At 66.3% G+C, this 18,280-nt stretch carries 11 protein-coding genes and 1 pseudogene; 8 read left to right on the top strand and 4 right to left on the bottom strand.

Features of this window, described 5'->3' with window-relative positions:
• Positions 1–1,173 (top strand): GNAT family N-acetyltransferase, encoded by a 1,173-nt coding sequence (locus ABZO33_RS08195; protein ID WP_414535621.1) that lies wholly within the window; start codon positions 1–3, stop codon positions 1,171–1,173.
• On the top strand, positions 1,145–1,921 hold the full coding sequence (locus ABZO33_RS08190; RefSeq protein WP_414535620.1) for a ChbG/HpnK family deacetylase: 777 nt from the start codon (positions 1,145–1,147) through the stop codon (positions 1,919–1,921). Before ABZO33_RS08195 ends, ABZO33_RS08190 begins: the two co-directional genes overlap by 29 nt.
• On the opposite strand, the gene ABZO33_RS08185 is transcribed toward ABZO33_RS08190, so the two are convergent.
• Complete coding sequence (locus tag ABZO33_RS08185; protein ID WP_414535619.1) at positions 1,918–4,161, bottom strand: putative bifunctional diguanylate cyclase/phosphodiesterase; 2,244 nt, start codon at positions 4,159–4,161, stop codon at positions 1,918–1,920. The genes ABZO33_RS08190 and ABZO33_RS08185 overlap by 4 nt on opposite strands.
• Before the next feature lie 136 nt (positions 4,162–4,297).
• On the opposite strand from ABZO33_RS08185, the gene ABZO33_RS08180 reads away from it, so the two are divergent.
• From ABZO33_RS08180 to ABZO33_RS08165, 4 genes are all read left to right on the top strand, one after another.
• Positions 4,298–7,435 (top strand): dermonecrotic toxin domain-containing protein, encoded by a 3,138-nt coding sequence (locus ABZO33_RS08180; RefSeq protein WP_414535618.1) that lies wholly within the window; start codon positions 4,298–4,300, stop codon positions 7,433–7,435.
• 95 nt (positions 7,436–7,530) lie between these two features.
• On the top strand, positions 7,531–9,150 hold the full coding sequence (locus tag ABZO33_RS08175; RefSeq protein ID WP_414535617.1) for an NADP-dependent glyceraldehyde-3-phosphate dehydrogenase: 1,620 nt from the start codon (positions 7,531–7,533) through the stop codon (positions 9,148–9,150).
• A 146-nt stretch (positions 9,151–9,296) separates the two neighbouring features.
• Positions 9,297–9,764: a VOC family protein gene (locus tag ABZO33_RS08170; RefSeq protein WP_414535616.1), complete on the top strand. Its 468-nt coding sequence runs from the start codon at positions 9,297–9,299 to the stop codon at positions 9,762–9,764.
• A gap of 87 nt (positions 9,765–9,851) precedes the next feature.
• Positions 9,852–11,045, top strand: a complete 1,194-nt coding sequence (locus ABZO33_RS08165; protein ID WP_414535615.1) for a hypothetical protein — start codon at positions 9,852–9,854, stop codon at positions 11,043–11,045.
• Positions 11,046–11,117: 72 nt separating this feature from the next.
• Here the strand turns inward: ABZO33_RS08165 and yiaY are convergent, their stop codons facing one another.
• Both yiaY and ilvA read right to left on the bottom strand, forming a co-directional pair.
• On the bottom strand, positions 11,118–12,266 hold the full coding sequence (gene yiaY, locus ABZO33_RS08160) for an L-threonine dehydrogenase (RefSeq protein ID WP_414535614.1): 1,149 nt from the start codon (positions 12,264–12,266) through the stop codon (positions 11,118–11,120).
• Positions 12,267–12,348: 82 nt separating this feature from the next.
• Positions 12,349–13,911 (bottom strand): threonine ammonia-lyase, biosynthetic, encoded by a 1,563-nt coding sequence (gene ilvA, locus ABZO33_RS08155; protein ID WP_414535613.1) that lies wholly within the window; start codon positions 13,909–13,911, stop codon positions 12,349–12,351.
• Between the two features lie 353 nt (positions 13,912–14,264).
• Between ilvA and ABZO33_RS08150 the strand changes: the two genes are divergently transcribed.
• Positions 14,265–15,266, top strand: coding sequence for a FecR family protein (locus ABZO33_RS08150; protein ID WP_414535612.1), 1,002 nt, complete (start codon positions 14,265–14,267; stop codon positions 15,264–15,266).
• A 115-nt stretch (positions 15,267–15,381) separates the two neighbouring features.
• Here the strand turns inward: ABZO33_RS08150 and ABZO33_RS08145 are convergent, their stop codons facing one another.
• Positions 15,382–16,701: a Na+/H+ antiporter family protein gene (locus ABZO33_RS08145; RefSeq protein ID WP_414535611.1), complete on the bottom strand. Its 1,320-nt coding sequence runs from the start codon at positions 16,699–16,701 to the stop codon at positions 15,382–15,384.
• A gap of 262 nt (positions 16,702–16,963) precedes the next feature.
• Between ABZO33_RS08145 and ABZO33_RS08140 the strand changes: the two are divergent.
• Positions 16,964–18,253 (top strand): annotated as a pseudogene (locus tag ABZO33_RS08140) (HAMP domain-containing protein); the annotation flags it as partial.
• Positions 18,254–18,280 lie beyond the last annotated feature (27 nt).

Below are 18,280 nucleotides of genomic sequence, written 5' to 3'. Positions count from 1 at the left end.
ATGGGCCTGCAACTGAAATGGTGCGCCTCGCTGCGCGCCGGCGACTTCCCCGCCGCCGACTACGAGGCGCTGCGCAGGCGCCTGTCCGGCAGCACGCCGTTCAACCACCTTGGCTGGCTGCGCGCCGCCGAGTCTGCCCTGCTGCCGGGCCAGCGGCTGCAGGTCCTGCTCGGCTACCAGGACGAGCGCCTGTGCCTGTGCCTGCCGCTGATCCGCAGCCGCGAACCCTTCGGCCCGCTGTTCGCCCCGGTGGTGCGCCACCTGGGCTACCCGCTGAGCGACCGTATCGCCCTGCTCATCGACCTGCCGGCGCTGTATGCCGACCAGGTCCTGCAGGCCATACGCAAGCGGCTACCGCATGCCTTGCTGCAATTGAACGAGGTACCGGACAACCCCGAGCACGATGGCTGGCTGCGCCAGTGGGCCGGCGCCAGTTCCACCTGGCAGCAGCGCCTGACCTGCCGGGTGCCGGTGCATCGCATCAACGAGCAGGACCGCCAGGAAGTCGGCGGCGACCCGCGCTACAAGCTGCGCCGCGCGCGCAAACGCATCAAGGCCTGCGGTGCCAGCGTGCGCCGGGTCGTCGCCACTCCCGAGAACATGGGTGAACTGCTCGACGCCATCAGCGCCGTCGAAGCGACCAGCTGGAAAGGCGACGACGAGGTCGGCATCTTCTCCGGCGCCCAGCGTCGCCCATGGATGTACCAGGCCTTCACCGCCCTGGCCGGCGAAGGCCTGGTGTGCCTGGTACTGCTGGAACTGGACGGGCGCTGTATCAGTTACCGCCTGGGCCTGTTGGAGCGCGGCCGAATCTACGACTACAACCTCGCCTTCGTCCCCGAACACCGTGACCTGGGCAGCGGCCGCGTGCTGCTCGAAGAATGGATTCACTGGGGCCTGGACGAAGACTGGAAGTGGGTCGATGCCTCTCGGGTCAGCCTGGACAACTCCAGCCACCAGTTGCACGAGCGCATGACCGGCCAGGTCGAACAATGGCGCCTGAGCAGCTACAGCTGGCGCCCCGACGGCGTGCTGCTGGGGCTGGCGCTACGCTGCTGGCACTGGCTCAAGCCACGCCTGCGCAGGCGTTCGCCGCGCCAGGATGCCGATATTGTCGCCCCCACCCCGCCACAGGAGCGCCCGGATGCCATCCCAGGTCATAGTCAACGCTGACGATTTCGGCCTCAGCGCCCACACCAACGCGGTCATCCTGCATGCCTTCCAGGCCGGGCTGATCAGCTCGGCTACGGCCATGGCCAACATGCCGGCTTTCGCCACCGCCTGCATGCTGGCCCAGCAACCGGCGCTCAAGGGCCGGGTGGGGTTGCACTTCAACCTCACCTATGGCCGCCCGCTGAGCCAGGCGATCCTCGCCGAGCCGCGCTTCTGCACGCCCCATGGCGAGTTCGACCTGCGCCTGAAGCAACGCACCCTGCGCCTGTCGCGCCGCGAGCGGGCCGCTGTGGAAGCGGAACTGGAGGCGCAATGGAAGCGTTGCCTGGACCACGGCCTGATGCCCAGCCACCTGGACTCGCACCAGCACGTACACAACATCTGGCCGGTGGGCGTCATCGTCGCCCGCTTCGCCCGCGCCCAGGGGGTGCCGATCCGCCTGGCGCGCAACGTCGGGCACAACATCGGGCCGGCCAAGCGCGTGTTCAAGAGCCTGCTCAACCGGCGCCTGCGCCAGCTCGCCGGGAGCACCGCCGACTTCGTCTGCACTCCGGCCGACCTCAAGGCAGGCCTTGCCCCCGAGCATGGGGTGCTGGAGCTGGTGGCCCACCCCAGCGCACTCGGCGGGCACGATTTCGGCGATGCCTACCTGGCCAGCGGCGAGTCGCTGCTGGCACTGGTCGAGCAGCGCCTGGGGCAAGTGCCGCGGGTGGGGTATGCGAGCCTGGGCGTGGAAGAAGCGAGCTAACGCCCAGGCGGGCGATGCCGACGCTCGTGGTTCTCGGCCAGCCAGCCGCGCAACGCCTCGGCCGGCATCGGTCGTCCGAGCAGGAAACCCTGCCCCTGGTCGCAACCGGCGTGGCGCAGGAAATCGTACTGCTCCTGGGTCTCGATGCCTTCGGCGGTGATGCGAAAGCCCAGGGCATGCCCCAGATCGATGATCGCCCTGGCGATGGCCACCGCGTCGTCGTCTGCGGGCAGGTCCTTGATGAAAGCACGGTCGATCTTCAGGTGGTCGATCGGCAGCGCGCGCAGGTAGGCCAGTGACGAATAGCCGGTACCGAAGTCGTCCACCGCCGTGGCCACGCCCATGGCCTGCAATTGCGCCAGCACCGCGCAGGCCTGCTGCTGGCTTTCCATCAGCAGGCTCTCGGTGATTTCCACCTCCAGCAGGTTGGCCGGCAGGCCATGGCGCTCCAGCGCCGAGGCGAGGCTGGTCACGTAGTCGCTGCGCTCGATCTGCAGGGCCGCGACGTTGATCGCCAGCGGCCCGGGCAGGCCATCACTGGCACGCCATTCGGCCAACTGGGCGCAGGCCAGTTCCAGCACCCGCTCGCCAAGCGGGATGATCAACCCGGTGCGCTCGGCCAGGGGGATGAACTCCCCCGGCGAGATCAGGCCATGCTCCGGGTCGCGCCAGCGCAACAGCGCCTCGACGCCCTCCAGCTGCCCGCTGAACAGATCGACCTTGGGCTGGTACCACAGCTCGAACTCATTGTGCTCCAACGCCCGGCGCAGGTTGCGCTCCAGCTCCAGGCGCTGTTGCAGGCGCTCGGTCATGTCCGGGTGATAAGGTCGCCAGGCGTCGCGGCCGGCCTCCTTGGCGGCGTACATGGCGGTGTCGGCATGGCGCAACAGGCTGTCGGCGTCCTCGCCATGCTGCGGGCACCAGGCCAGGCCGATGCTACCGGTGACCAGAGCGGCGTTGCCATTGAGGTCGAATGGCCGCTGCAGGCAGCGCAGCAAGGCGCGGACCTGCTGGTTCACCTGCCCCTGGGCGCCCTGCAGCATGAACACGAACTCGTCGCCGCCCAGGCGGCAGAGACGATCCTGGCTGTCGAGCTCCTGCAGGAAACGCGCGGTCGCCTGCTGCAGCAGCAGGTCGCCCATCGGGTGCCCCAGGCTGTCATTGACCTGCTTGAAACCGTCGATGTCGAGCATCAGCACCGCCAGGCCATGGCCCTGCAGGATGGCCGTGCTCAGTTGCTGCTGGAACAGGATACGATTGGGCAACCCGGTGATGGTGTCGTAGTGGGCCAGGCGTTCGAGCTGGGCCTGGTAGCGCTGCAGCTCGCGATTGCGTTGCTCGAGCAGGCGCTGCTTGCGATTGAGCTGCGCGACGAACAGGCTGAACACACCCGTGCAGCTCAAGGCGAACAGGAACAGCGGCGAGCCGAACAGGTCCAGCCCCGACCAGCCGCCGCGCGGCACCGCCACCAGTTGCCAGGCGCCGCCCGGAACCTGCACGGTCATCGTCACCTGAGGCGTATCGAACAACCGTGGGTTGCCCCAGATCAGCGCACCCTCTGCGCCCTTGCCGTCACTGCCGCGCACGGCCAGCTCGAACTCAGTGTCCGGGCGCAGCCCTGCCGTGAGCAGCAAGCGGTCGATATCGGCGACGATCGACACATTACCCCAATAGAACTGCACGCCGCGCTTGCCGGTGACGAACACCGGCCGCCGGTAGATCAGCGCCCGCCCGCCTTGGTACAGCTGCAGCGGGCCGGCGAGCACCGGCTGGGCCTGCTCGCGGGCCGACTGCAGCAACGGGAACTGATCCGGCAGTTGCCGGTAGTCCAGCCCGATCAGCCGCTCATTGCCGGCCATCGGATAGACATCATCGATGACATCCCCCGGCGCCAACACAATGTGGCGCATGTAGGGGATCGACTGCAGGGCATCGCGGGCCATGCCGTGAAAGTGCGCCGGGCTGATACCGCCGTCGGCGCTGATCAACTGGGCGATGCCTTCGGCCTGGCCAAACGCCGCGCCCAACTGGGCTTCCAGTGCGCCGCGCATTCCCGCCAGACGGGCCGCGAGATTGCCCAGTTGTTCACTGCGCTCGCGCTGCGCATCCAGATGCCCCAGGGCGACCGACAGGCCGATTCCCACCAGGGCGAGGCCGACCGGCAAAAGACGATTGAGCGATTGGCGCAACGTCCCGACTGGAGCTGGCGTGAGTTCTTGAGAGTGCTGGGGAGTGGTCATAGGCAGGTGATGGCAGTCGATTACGCAGTTATCGGCGCTGCGCGGCCAATATTGAGGCCTGTTTTGCCGCTACAAGCATGTACCACCGACAGCACCTTCACAGCTGCTCTGATGTGCGCTTTGCAAGGAGCCACAGATGACAGCGAATACTCCCAACCCCCACCATGCGCTCCTGGAGCGCCAGCTACCCGCCTGGGCGCGGGAGGCCAATGCCGAGCACTGGCAGCGACTGAGCGATGCCATCCTGCCGACGCAGGGCCTGCCCGCCGCCGAGGCCGCCTGGTTCGCCAATGCCGCGCCACACCTGCGCGAAGCGGTGCGCGCCAGCCAGGCACGCCTGATGCAAGCGCAGCGTGCATTGGCAAAGCGCCTGCGCGGGCTGAAGAGCATCAACGCATTCGCCGAGCCCCTGCTTGCCGAACGCCTGCGCGCGCAGCACGCGTTCAGCGCACCGTTGCGCAGCGCGTCGCTGGTCAGGGTGAAGCACCTCTACAGCTTCCAGGTCTATCTCTCGCACCACGAACACCACAGCTTGCTCGAGGCCGCCCTGCAGAATTTCAGCGACACCGTCACCTTCAGCCGCGACAGCGCCCTCGCCCTGGACAGTGACTGGCAGGCCAGCAGGATCGTGGTCACCGGCCGGACGACACTGGGCGACAGCGAAACCGAAGTCGACATCGACCTGCCCTCGGAGCAGATCCAGATCAAGGCCCTGGCACTGTCGCCAGAGGCTTTCGCCAGCACCTGCCGGGAGCTGGACCTCGGCCAGGCTTACCAGGACCACCTGCATACCGCTTTCGCCGCATCCGGAGTGCGTGCGGCGATGCTGCGCGTTTACCAGAACAACCTGCGCCTGGCGGCTGACCTGGCCCGCGTCCGCCACCGCCTCACCGGCGCCGGATGGGATGCGCTGCAGGCCGTGCTGGAAGATGGCAAAGCATTGCCCTGCAGCCAGCTGAGCCTGTTCGGCATCCCCTTGCATGAGGCGGCCCTGATCGATACCGTCACTTCGGGCATCGTGCTCTACCTGCCGGGACAGGTCGACAGCCTGCGCGCTTTCGACAGCCTCGAGGCGCTTCATCGACAGTTGCGCAGCGACTTGCAGCAGGCGCCGTTTCTCCAGGCTTTCATGGCTTGCGTGCCAAGCGAGCAACAGGGTCAGTTCACCAGCCGGTTGAGACAGAACACCGGTGGTGACCTGCGCCTGCGCGCCCTTGCGTTCGAGGCAGGCCTTTACGATTTTCTCCACGACGACCACCTGGCGCGCCTGAAGCGCGAAGCACTGCAACTGGCCGTGCCTACCGCGCAGGCCGACGAGCAGGCGCGCAAAGCGCGCAAGGCCCTCTGGGACAGCGCCGGCCTCGATATGCTGATGATCGCCGGGATGTTCGTCCCCGCGCTGGGCACGATCATGACCGCGGTGATTGCCTACCAACTCCTGGATGAAGTCTACGAAGGTTACGAGGCCTGGCAGGTCGGTGACCGCGAGCAAGCCATGGCCCACCTCAAGTCAGTGGGCCTGAACCTGGCGTTGATCGGCAGCTTGCACCTGGCTGGCAAGGGCATGTCACGCCTCGCCAGCAGCCCGTTGATGGAGAGCCTCGAAGCCGTCACCCTCGAAGACGGCAGCCAGCGCCTGCGGCGGGCCACTCAGGCCGTCCAGCGTGACGAAAGTGCCCTGAAGAGTGCACTGAAGGGGTTGTATCTCCCCCACCAGGCCAGCCTGCTCAGCGAACGCCTGATCATCAACGCGATGCCGCAGCTGCGTGGCTGGCCGGAGCAACTGCGCCTGGAGCTACGGGTAGCGTCCCCCCAAGGCCCGCTGCTTCTTATCGCCGGGGCGCAAGACGCCAGCCGCCTCTGTACCGTGCTCAAGTCAGCCGAGGGCTACGAAGCCTACCTCGGCGAACGACCGGTCCCTCTGCAACAGGACCACGACCTTTGCCGGGCGGTCATGCAGGCGCTGTCCTCAGACGACCGTGCGGCCCTTGGCCTGACCGCCACCCATGTCGATGAGTTGCGCCGCAGGATCCACACCCTGGCCCTGTCGGACCGCGCCCTGGCCGGACGGCTACTGAACGACTCGACGCCGGGTTGGGGCAACCAGGGCCAGCTGCGCGGCGGCATGCACGAGCCTGCACCGCCCGTGCAGCGCATGGAACTCGGCGGGTTCTTCCTTCGCTACCGGGCGCTCTACCCCGAAACAGCCGATGTTCATGTCAACGAACAACTGAGCCAGTGGTTGGAGGCTGGTCTGGATCCGGCACTGCAGCTCACCGAACTGGAGCAGCAACTGCTGGCGTTCCGCGACCAGGTGCGCGCCTGGGCAGGTGACAACCCACTGCGCCAGGCCGCGGCACGCCGACTGGTAAGCAACTGGCAGCGGATCTCGGAGTTCTCCGAGGAAGAGGGCCAAGTCATCCACCAGATCAGCCTGACCGACCTGGCCCTGACCAACCAGGACCTGGCCTCGCTGGCACTACCTGATAGCTTCACCCATATTCAGCGCATCGACCTGACCGCCAACCCTGCCCTGAACGAACTGCCCGCAGAATTCCTCGAGCGGTTTCCCCAGTTGCAACGCCTGCATCTGAAAAACTGCGGTTTCGCACAGGTGCCTGCGATCACCGCGCCGCGTTCACTGCAATGGCTCGATATGCAGGACAATGGCCTCCTCTGGAACGACACCAACCAGGTTGCCCTGGACCGCCTGGACGGTCTTCGGTTGCTGGACCTGTCGCATAATCCACTGGGGCGCAGCCCCGACCTGAGCCGCCTGGACACCCTGGACGTGCTCAGTCTCAACAGTTGCCAGCTTACCGACTGGCCAACCGGCATCCGCGACGATGACGGCTGGCGCCCCGTCGTCGTCGACCTGCGCGACAACCGGTTCACCCATTTACCGGACAACCTGCACCTGTCGCGGGTGGCGGCCCAGGCGCTGTGGCTGGAGAGCGCCGAACTCGGCGAACGCGTCAGCCAGCAGATCCAGGCCTACTACGAGCAAAATGGCGTCGACCTGCTGGTAGCCGACGACGAGTACGAAGAGATGCTGGAAAACACCGATGCCGACGACTGGAGTATCTGGAACGACCTGCCCTTGCAGTATCGTCGTGAACTGCGTGGGCTGCAGGACCTGCCAGACTACACTCAGCCGCAGCTGTGGCAGCGACTGCGCACCTTCGCCGATCCACGGGCCAGGGACTATGGCCTGTCTATCGGCGCGATGAGGCTGATGGACGCCGAGGTGTTCCCGCCACCGTTCGAGGAATGATCGCAAGCGGCTGCGCCAGGCTGGCAATTTTCAGGCAGGCGGCGCATGCTCGCAAGCTGAAGCGTTTCATCATCCGGATTAGAGGTGCAGTACCCATGGACCGTCTGCTCGACTCGCTGTTTCCCGCCCCCGAGGACATCCCAGAAGACTGGCGCCTGGGCGCGCCCCTGGAGCAACGCGACTATCTGGTCAGCGGTGAACTGCGCCGCTGGGACGGGCCGCTGGCCACCGTGCGCAGCCCGGTGTGGCTCAAGGAAGGTGACAGCGAACGCCAGGTGATCCTTGGCAGCGCGCCGCTGCTGGACGCCGATACCGCGCTCAGCGCCCTCGACGCGGCCGTGGCCGCCTACGACAAGGGCCGCGGCGCCTGGCCGAACATGCGCGTGGCCGAGCGCATCGGGCATGTCGAAACCTTCCTGGCGCGCATGCGCGAGCAGCGCACGGCAGTGGTCAAGCTGCTGATGTGGGAGATCGGCAAGAACCTCAAGGATTCGGAGAAGGAGTTCGACCGCACCTGCGACTACATCGTCGACACCATCGAGGCGCTCAAGGACCTCGACCGTCGCTCCAGCCGCTTCGAGCTCGAACAGGGCACCCTCGGCCAGATCCGTCGGGCGCCGCTGGGCGTGGCGCTGTGCATGGGCCCCTACAACTACCCGCTCAACGAAACCTTCACCACGTTGATCCCGGCGTTGATCATGGGCAACACCGTGGTGTTCAAGCCCGCCAAGTTCGGCGTGCTGCTGATCCGCCCGCTGCTCGAGGCCTTCCGCGACAGCTTCCCGCCCGGGGTGATCAACGTCATCTACGGGCGCGGCCGCGAGACCGTCAGCGCGCTGATGGCCAGCGGCAAGGTCGACGTGTTCGCCTTCATCGGCACCCACAAGGCCGCCAGCGACCTGAAGAAGCTCCACCCTCGCCCGCACCGCCTGCGCGCGGCGCTGGGCCTGGACGCCAAGAACCCCGGGATCGTCCTGCCCCAGGTCGACCTCGACAACGCCGTCGAAGAAGCCGTCACCGGCGCCCTGTCGTTCAACGGCCAGCGTTGCACCGCGTTGAAGATCCTGTTCGTCCACGAGGACGTGGTCGAGGCATTCCTCGACAAGTTCCAGCGCAAGCTCGCCGCGCTCAAGCCCGGCATGCCTTGGGAGCCGGGCGTTGCGCTGACGCCGCTGCCCGAACCCGGCAAGCTCGACTACCTCGACGGCCTGGTGGACGACGCCACCGCCAAGGGTGCCCGGGTGCTCAACGAGGGCGGTGGGCAGAGCCGCGGCTCGTTCTTCTACCCTGCGCTGCTCTACCCGGTCAGCCAGGACATGCGCGTCTATCACGAGGAACAGTTCGGCCCGCTGGTGCCGGTGGTGCCCTATCGCGACCTGCAGAGCGTGATCGACTACGTGCTCGATTCCGACTACGGCCAGCAGCTGAGCCTGTTCGGCAACGACCCGCAGACCATCGGCGCGCTGGTCGATACCTTCGCCAACCAGGTCGGCAGGATCAACCTCAACGCCCAATGCCAGCGTGGGCCGGATACCTACCCGTTCAACGGCCGCAAGAACAGCGCCGAAGGGACCTTGTCGGTGCATGACGCATTGCGCGTGTTCTCCATCCGCACCTTGGTGGCGACCAAGTTCCAGGAAGCCAACAAAGAACTGATCAGCGAGATCATCCGCAACCGGCAGTCGAGCTTCCTGACCACCGACTACATCTTCTGAAGCTGACGAGCAAATGGGGCCGCATCGCGGCCCCTTCGCTTTTTTAGAGACAATCGATATAAGGCGACAGTCGATTTTCCGCCCGCGCAGACGACTCTAATCACCAAGGCGTTGCAACCCACCCCACGTGAAAGGAGATTACGCAAATGGCAGCCAAGCCCATCCCCGAAGGCCAGCACAGCCTCACCCCCTACCTCGGCATCAAGGAGGCCGCCAAGGCCATCGAGTTCTACAAGAGCGCCTTCGGTGCCGTGGAAATGTTCCGCCTCGAAGGCCCTGACGGCAGCATCGGCCATGCCGAGTTGAAAATCGGCGACTCCTCGCTGATGCTGGGCTCGCCCTGCGACATGGAGGGCGGCCTCAAACCCAGCGAGACCATCGAGACGCCGGCGGTTGGCCTGCACCTGTATGTCGAGGACTGCGACAAAGTCTATGCCCAGGCCTTGCGCGCCGGCGCGACAGCCGTACGCGAAGTGCAGGACCAGTTCTACGGCGACCGCAGCGGCACCCTGAAGGATCCGTTCAACAACCTGTGGTTCGTCTCCACCCACAAGGAAGACCTCAGCCCCGAGGAAATCCGCGCCCGCGCCGCCAAACTGTTCGCCGGCCAGTGAGCGGCAAGCTCCAGGCTGCAAGCTTCAAGTTGAAAGCCGCCGCGCTTTGCTTGAAGCTTGAGGCTTGTAGCTTGGAGCTGCCCCTCAATGCGAATCATCGAAAAATCCGGCGCCCTGGTGCGCAGCCTGACCCCGGCAGAGGACGAACTGCTGGTGGGCTTCGTCCGTGGCACCCTCACCGGCCCGCGCCTGTTGCAGGCCAACCAATGGCTGATGAAGATCCGCAGCGCCAACCAATGGCTGGCCTGCGACTGCCGCAAGGATGCCCTGCCGGTGCTCAACGTCTCGTTGAACGGCAGCACCGGCACCCTGTTCCTGCGCAACAACCCCGAGACCCCCGAGCACACCCCCGGCTGCCCGTTCAGCAAGGATGAGCGCGAAGCCGGCGAGCGCGCCGAGGAAAGCGCCGCGCCGGCCGCCTGGCTGGCGCCGGATGCGCCACTGCGCCTGCTCGGCGACTACCGCCGCGCCAGTGACAGCGAAGCACCCGCGACGCCACGAGAGCCCGGCGAACGCCGCGAGCAGCAGCGCCTGCTGTCGCTGCTGCTGACCTGGATCGAGGCCAGCGGCCTGAACCTCTACGCCACCCACCTGAAAAAGGACCTCACCGCGCAGTTCGCCGACCTGCGCACTGTCGCCAGCCGCTACCCGCTGCTGGAGCGGGTGCCCGCCAGCAACTACCTGGAAACCCGCCTGGACATGAAGCACATGATGATGCTCAAGGCGCGCCTGCGCGAGGCCACGGTGTTCGGCAACCACCGTCGGCACGGCCTGCTGCTCGACTGCGTGGACCAGGTCAAGGGGCGCAAGCTGTTCAACAACCGCAGCGAGGACGGCTTCGACTTCCAGGGCCACCACCAGTACTGGGGCGGCAACCGCGCAAGCGGGCCACTGCTGGCCCTGGCGCTGTATTCTCCGGCCACCGCCGGCAGCCATTTCTACGAACTGATCCACGTCGCCAGCGTGCCGGTGCTGTCGCGCGGGCACCTGTTCCCGGTGTACCGCGACGAAGAACGCGAGCCGCTCAAGGCGCTGGTGTCGCTGATCGACTGGATGGCGAGCAAGGGCGTGAAGGTGTTGATGCGCCGCCCGGTGATCGGCGGCCAGGTGATGGACGAACTGGTGCTGACCTCGGACCAGGACCGGGTGCTGTCGGTATCGCTGCTGGAGCAGCCGATCGGGCCGGAGCCCGATGCCGAGAACTTCAAGCGCTACGCTGACTTCAAGAGCCTGGAGACCTTCCGCAAATATGTGGCCGGGTTCTTCATGCGCGAACGCTGAGGGAAAGTCCCACAAGAGCCGGATCTCGCGGCCCTTGTGGGAGCGGGCTTGCCCCGCGATGACTCGACCGGGCTAGAACGCCGCCTTGAAGATCGCCTCGATCTCCACTTGGCTGGCTACCCGGGGGTTGGTCAACCCACAGGCATCCTTCAGCGCATTGACCGCCAGCATCGGCACATCCTCGACCTTGGCCCCCAGTTCCGCCAACCCGGCTGGAATGCCGATGGCCGCCGCCAGGTGCTCGATGGCCGAGATCGCCGCGCCCGCCCCCTGCTCCGCGTCCAGCCCGCACACCTTCACCCCCATGGCCTTGGCCACGTCACGCAGGCGCGCGGCGCTGACCTTGGCGTTGAAGCGCTGCACATGGGGCAGCAGCACCGCGTTGCACACGCCATGGGGCAGGTCGTAGAAACCGCCCAACTGGTGCGCCATGGCGTGCACGTAGCCCAGCGAGGCATTGTTGAACGCCATGCCCGCCAGGAACTGGGCATAGGCCATGTTCTCCCGCGCCACCAGGTCGCCGCCGTCAGCCACCGCCTGGCGCAGGTTGTCGCTGATCAGGCTGACGGCCTTGAGCGCGCAGGCGTCGGTGATCGGCGTGGCCGCGGTGGACACATAGGCCTCGATGGCGTGAGTCAGCGCGTCCATGCCGGTGGCGGCGGTAAGGCCCTTGGGCATGCCGACCATCAGCGCGGGGTCGTTGACCGACAGGATCGGCGTGACGTTGCGGTCGACGATGGCCATTTTCACATGGCGCGCCTCGTCGGTGATGATGCAGAAACGGGTCATCTCGCTCGCCGTGCCCGCCGTGGTGTTGATCGCGATCAGCGGCAGCTGCGGCTTGCTCGAACGGTCCACGCCCTCGTAGTCGCTGATATGCCCGCCGTTGGTGGCGCACAGGGCGATGCCCTTGGCGCAGTCATGGGGCGAGCCACCGCCCAACGAGACCACGCAGTCGCAGCCCTCGCGACGCAGCATCGCCAGCCCCGCCTCGACGTTGGCGATGCTCGGGTTGGGCTTGGCGCCGTCGAACACCCGCGAGTCAATGTCGCGCATGGCCAGCATCCCGGCGATGCGCTCGGCCACACCGGCCTTGGCCAGCCCGACGTCGGTGACGATCAGCGCCTTGCGCAGGCCGTAGCCGGCTATCGCCGTCATCGCCTCTTCCAGGCAGTCGATGCCCATGATGTTCACGGCGGGGATGAAGAACGTGCTGCTCATGGCCCGGGTCCTCTCAAGCTGACGGTAGGTGTTCAGCATCCGCCGGAATGGCCAGGCGGGCATTGATCCAGCGCAAGCCGGCCTACCCCATGAACAACCGATAAGCCGGATTCTCCGTCTCGTCCCAGTACTGATAGCCCATCTCGTCCAGCGCCCGTGGCAGCCCGGCCAGCTCGTCGTCGGGCACCTCCAGCCCGGCGAATACCCGCGCCTGTGCCGCGCCATGGTTGCGGTAGTGGAACAGGCTGATATTCCAACGCTTGCCCAGGCGTTCGAGGAAGCCCAGCAGTGCCCCCGGACGCTCGGGGAACTCGAAGCGCAGCACCCGCTCACCAGCCCCCGGCGCCGCGTGGCCGCCGACGGTGTGCCGCACGTGCAGCTTGGCCAGTTCGTTGTCGGTCAGGTCGAGCACCTGATAGCCCTGCTCGCCCAGGCTGGCCAGCAATTGCTCACGTGGGTCGTGTTGGGGGTGGGTCTGCACGCCGACGAACAGGCGCGCTTCCTTGCCCGGGTAGTAGCGGTAGTTGAACTCGGTGATCTGGCGCTTGCCCAGGGCCAGGCAGAAGGCGCGGAAGCTGCCGGGGCGCTCGGGGATGGTCACGGCGATGATCGCCTCGCGCTGCTCACCCAGCTCGGCGCGCTCGGCCACATGGCGCAGGCGGTCGAAGTTGACGTTGGCGCCGGAGTCGATGGCGACCAGGGCCTGGCCCTGCAACCCTTCGCGGGCCACATAGCGCTTGATGCCGGCCACGGCCAGGGCGCCGGAGGGCTCGGTGATCGAACGGGTGTCGTCGTAGATGTCCTTGATCGCCGCGCACAGTTCGTCGCTGCTGACCGTCACCACCTCGTCGACGAAGTGGCGGCACAGTTCGAAGCAGTGCGCGCCGATCTGCGCCACCGCCACGCCGTCGGCGAAGGTGCCGACCTGCGGCAGGATCACCCGCTCGCCGGCGGCCATGGCGGCCTGCAGGCAGTTGGAGTCTTGCGGCTCGACGCCGATCACCTTGACCTCGGGGCGCAAGTACTTGACGTAGGCGGCGATGCCGGCGATCAGGCCGCCGCCACCGACGGGGACGAAGATCGCATGCAGCGGGCCGGGGTGCTGGCGCAGGATCTCCATGGCCACGGTGCCCTGCCCGGCGATGACGTCGGGGTCATCGAACGGCGGCACGAAGGTCGCGCCGTCGCGATCGGCCAGTTGCAGGGCATGGGCCAGGGCATGGGGGAAGCTTTCGCCATGCAGCACCACATGGCCACCGCGTGAGCGCACGCCCTCGACCTTGAGCGAGGGGGTGGTGGTGGGCATGACGATGGTGGTCTTGATGCCCAGGTGCGAGCCGGCCAGGGCCACGCCCTGGGCATGGTTGCCGGCCGACGCAGTGATGACCCCACGCTCGCGCTGGGCGGGCGTCAGGCGCGACAGACGGGTGTAGGCGCCGCGGATCTTGAAGGAGAACGTCGGTTGCAGGTCTTCGCGCTTGAGCAAGACCTGGTTGCCCAGGCTGGCCGACAGGGCAGGCGCCGCTTGCAAGGGGGTTTCGATGGCCAGGTCGTACACCGGCGCCGAGAGAATCCGGCGCACTTGCTCGGACAGCAGTTGCTGGGGGGTGGCCGGGGTACGTGGGGCGGCGCTGAGGCTGGTCATCGATGACTCCTGGTTTTTTTGTCGTGCCCAGGAGTCAGAGAGAAGAAACCCGCCTCCAGGGCGGGTTCAGTGCATGTGTGCGCTAGCCCGCCAATCTGATAATGGCGGTAATAATGCTGAGGGCGCTACGCTGCGGGAATGGGTTCATGGGCTGGGAAACTAGCGTGCGGTGCAAGAGAAAGTCAAGGCTTGGCGCTACCGCCCTTGTCGACACTCATGAAGTCCCTGCCCTGTCGCAGATGAAACCCAACCGCAGATACGACGAAAAACTGCACAATTGATAGTCATTCGCCATTAACTCGTTCTCGGAACCCCCCGCCCGGGGGTAGAATGCCGCAAAACCGGGAGCCGCGATGAACCAGGACCGCCACATTCCAAGCGAAGACGATGCAATCACCGATGCCGCCGCGCATTGGTGCATGCGCCTGCACGCCGACGATTGCACGGCGGCCGAGCGCGAGGCGTTCGGCCAGTGGCTGGCGGCCGACCCGCGGCACGCCGAGGAATATCAGGCGATGCTGGAAATCTGGGACACCGCCGACCTGCTGCCGCGCAGCGCCGAGGTGGTCCCGCTGCCCGTGCGGCGTCCGGTGGCGACTCGCCACTGGCGCCCGTTCGCCTCCGCCGCCGCCATCGCCCTGCTCGCCCTGCCGCTCGCCGGCTGGGTCGGTTGGGAACAGGGTTGGCTGCCCAACAGCTACCAGCATTTCGAAGCCAGCGACCACCTGCGGCAGGTGCGCCTGAGCGACGGCAGCAGCGTCGAGCTGAATCTCAACAGCGAGCTGCGCTTCCTGAACTTCAAGGATGAGCGCCGGGTCACCCTGATCAAGGGCGAGGCGTTCTTCAAGGTCACCCACGACAGCAGCCACCCGTTCATCGTCCACGCCGCCAACGGCCAGACCCGGGTCACCGGGACCCAGTTCAACGTGTGGAAATACGAAGACCAGGTCAAGGTGACGCTGGTGGAAGGTTCGGTGCTGGTCAGCAGCGGTGGCAACGCCGGCGGCTATCGCCTTGGCCCGGGCATGCAGGCCAGCTACCACAAGGGCGATTTCGAACCCGAGCTGAACCAGAGCGACGACTACGCCAACAGCCTGGCCTGGCGCAGTGGCAGGCTGGTGCTGGACAACCTCAGCCTCGGCCAGGCGTTGCCGGTGATCAACCGCTACCTGGACAAGCCGCTGACGCTGGCCGACGACAGCACCGCGAGCATTCGCATCAGTGGCATCTACAGCACCCGTGAGGTCGAACGCCTGGTCGACACGCTGCCCAAGGTGCTGCCGGTGTACCTGACCCGCAGCAAGGACGGCAGCACCGTCCTCAACCGCATCGTGCCGGCGCCGACTCGCGGCTGATCAGAGGCGGGCCTTTGCCCCCATGGGTCGCGCGGGAGCGATGCGTTTTATGGCACCGGCTTCGCCGGTGATCGCGGGGCTAGCCCGCTCCCACGCTGGCATCTGTCCCTCAGGATCAGAGCGTCATCGCCGCCAACCAGCCAAACGCCAGCAGCGGCAGGTTGTAGTGCAGGAACGTCGGCACCACGGTGTCCCAGATATGGTGATGCTGGCCATCCACGTTCAGCCCGGAGGTCGGCCCCAGGGTCGAGTCCGAAGCCGGTGAACCGGCATCGCCCAGGGCACCGGCGGTGCCGACAATGCACACGGTGGCCAGCGGATCGAAGCCCAACTGCACGCACAGCGGCACGAAGATCGCCGCCAGGATCGGCACGGTGGAGAACGACGAGCCGATGCCCATGGTCACCAGCAGCCCCACCAGCAGCATCAGCAGCGCGCCGATGCCCTTGCTGTGGTCGATCCACTGCGCCGAGGTCTCCACCAGGCTCTTCACCTCGCCGGTGGCCTTCATCACTTCGGCAAAACCGGATGCGGCGATCATGATGAAGCCGATCATCGCCATCATCTTCATGCCTTCGGTGAACAGGTCGTCAGTGTCCTTCCAGCGCACGATGCCCGACAGCGAGAAGATCAGGAAGCCAACCATCGCGCCGATGATCATCGAATCCAGCCACAGCTGGATGATGAACGCGGCGCCAATCGCCACCCCGGCCACCAGCAGGGTCACCGGGTTGTACTGCACGCTGACCTGCTCGACCTGCTCGATGCGCTCCAGGTCATAGACACGCTTCTTGCGATAGCTGAAGAACACCGCCAGCAGCAGGCCGGCGAGCATGCCCGCTGCGGGGATGGCCATGGCATGGGTGACATTGACCCCGCTCACGTCGACGCCGGCGCGGGCGACGTTGGCCAGCAGGATCTCGTTGAGGAAGATGTTGCCGAAACCGACCGGCAGGAACATGTACGGGGTGATCAGGCCGAAGGTGATAACGCAGGCGATCAGCCGGCGATCGATGCGCAGGCGGGTCAGCACGTACAGCAGCGGCGGCACCAGCAACGGGATGAAGGCGATGTGGATCGGCAGGATGTTCTGCGACGACACCGCCACTACCAGCATCAGGCCGATCAGCAGCCATTTGACCTTGCCACCGTCGGCATGGCCCTGGCGATCGATCATCGCCAGCGCCCGGTCAGCCAGGGCATGGGCCAAGCCCGACTTGGCGATGGCCACCGCGAAGGCGCCGAGCAACGCATACGACAACGCCACCGTGGCACCGCCACCCAGGCCACCATTGAAGGCCTTGAGCGTGCCCTCGATACCCAGCCCACCGACCAGACCTCCGGCCAGTGCGCCGATGATCAGGGCGATGACCACATGCACGCGGGACAGACTCAGGATCAGCATGAGCCCGACCGCGGCAATCACTGCATTCATGGTGTGCAAACCTCGTTACGACAGACAAAAAGCGGGCATTCCGGCGACAGACTGCGCGCAGGCAGTGGCCGGACCAGGGGATGTTGTTATGAAGGGCGCACACTCTGAAGCACAGACCGGCAGAAGTCAAAAGCGTCTGCGCCGTGGCCCTTTGTAGGAAATAGACGAAAGTCGCAGGGTTTAATTGAACGTTTGAATAAAGAAAAATCCGAGCACGCCGACACAGTCGGCAGCATCAAACCTATTACAAGGGATTTTCCCCATGCCTTTGCTGCGACAACTCTCCATCCAATGGAAGATCACCCTGCTGGCGGGCCTGTGCCTGGCGGCGATCGTCACCCTCCTCGTCGGCCTTTCGCTGTACCGCATGGACCACAGTTCGGACCTGGTCAAAGCCAGCAGCATGCGCATGCTCTCCGACTCGGCGCAGTCGCGCATCGAGTCCCAGGGCGAGGTCCAGGCCCTGAATATCCGCCGTCAGTTCATGGACGCCTACCAATACGGCGCCGGCTTCGCCCGTCAGGTGCTGTTCCTGCGCGAACAGGCGGAAAAACGCTTCCTCGACGCCTACGACCTGCGCCAGGACATGACCGCCCAGGTGCGTGCCGCGCTGCAGGCCAACCCCGACCTGCTCGGCCTGTCGCTGGTATTCGAGCCGGGCGCGCTGGATGGCAAGGACAAGCTGTTCGCCGGCCAGAGCGAGCTGGGCAGCAACGAGACCGGGCGCTTCGCCCTGTACTGGTCGCAGCCGCGGGTCGGCCAGCTGACCTCGATGGCGCTGCCCGAGCACGACATGGCCAACACCGAGATCGGCCCCAGCGGCCAGCCGGCCAACACCTGGTGGGTGTGCCCGCGCAGTACCGGCACGGTGTGCGTGGTCGAGCCGTACTTCTATGACATCGACGGCCAGCGCGTGCTGATGACCAGCATCGTGTTCCCGCTCAAGGCCGGTGACAAGGTCATCGCCACCCTGTCCATCGACATCAACCTCAACAGCTTGCAGGCCCTGAGCCAGACCGCCAGCCGCAGCCTCTACGAAGGCCAGACCACGGTCGGCATCCTCAGCCCCGTGGGCCTGCTGGCCGGCTACAGCGCCGATGCCGGCAAGCTGGCCCAGCGCTTCGACCAGGTCGACCGGACCCAGGGCGCGGAGCTGGTGCGCAAGCTTGCCGAAGGCAAATTGCAGATCCTCCACGACCAGCAGCGCCTGAAAGTGCTGGCCGCCTTCGAGCCGATTCCCGGCGGCAAGCCCTGGGGCGTACTGCTGGACGTGCCGGAAAGCGCCCTGACCGGGCCGGCCGAGGCCCTCAAGGTTGAACTCGACGCCCTCAACACCAGCGGCACCCTGCTCGAACTGGGCCTGGGCCTGGCCGCCGCCATCGCCGGCCTGCTGCTGGTGTGGCTGATGGCCCGCGGCGTGACCCGGCCGATCCTTGGCGTGGCCGCCATGCTCAAGGACATCGCCAGCGGCGAAGGCGACCTGACCCGCCGCCTGCAGTACGACAAGCAGGACGAACTGGGCGAGCTGGCCGGTTGGTTCAACCGTTTCCTCGACAAGCTGCAACCGACCATCGCCGAG

The organism is Pseudomonas sp. CAM1A (genome assembly GCF_047501685.1).
Lineage (GTDB): Bacteria > Pseudomonadota > Gammaproteobacteria > Pseudomonadales > Pseudomonadaceae > Aquipseudomonas.
Note: the sequence above shows the minus strand (reverse complement) of the source record. Positions and strands in the feature narration are given on the sequence as shown.

Excerpts from the sequence above, each read along its gene's own strand:
- ABZO33_RS08150 (WP_414535612.1), top strand. The coding sequence starts at position 14,265 with ATGAACCAGGACCGCCACATTCCAAGCGAAGACGATGCAATCACCGAT.
- yiaY (WP_414535614.1), bottom strand. The coding sequence starts at position 12,266 with ATGAGCAGCACGTTCTTCATCCCCGCCGTGAACATCATGGGCATCGAC.
- ABZO33_RS08145 (WP_414535611.1), bottom strand. The coding sequence starts at position 16,701 with ATGAATGCAGTGATTGCCGCGGTCGGGCTCATGCTGATCCTGAGTCTG.
- ABZO33_RS08190 (WP_414535620.1), top strand. The coding sequence starts at position 1,145 with ATGCCATCCCAGGTCATAGTCAACGCTGACGATTTCGGCCTCAGCGCC.
- ABZO33_RS08165 (WP_414535615.1), top strand. The coding sequence starts at position 9,852 with ATGCGAATCATCGAAAAATCCGGCGCCCTGGTGCGCAGCCTGACCCCG.
- ilvA (WP_414535613.1), bottom strand. The coding sequence starts at position 13,911 with ATGACCAGCCTCAGCGCCGCCCCACGTACCCCGGCCACCCCCCAGCAA.
- ABZO33_RS08180 (WP_414535618.1), top strand. The coding sequence starts at position 4,298 with ATGACAGCGAATACTCCCAACCCCCACCATGCGCTCCTGGAGCGCCAG.
- ABZO33_RS08195 (WP_414535621.1), top strand. The coding sequence starts at position 1 with ATGGGCCTGCAACTGAAATGGTGCGCCTCGCTGCGCGCCGGCGACTTC.
- ABZO33_RS08175 (WP_414535617.1), top strand. The coding sequence starts at position 7,531 with ATGGACCGTCTGCTCGACTCGCTGTTTCCCGCCCCCGAGGACATCCCA.
- ABZO33_RS08170 (WP_414535616.1), top strand. The coding sequence starts at position 9,297 with ATGGCAGCCAAGCCCATCCCCGAAGGCCAGCACAGCCTCACCCCCTAC.
- ABZO33_RS08185 (WP_414535619.1), bottom strand. The coding sequence starts at position 4,161 with ATGACCACTCCCCAGCACTCTCAAGAACTCACGCCAGCTCCAGTCGGG.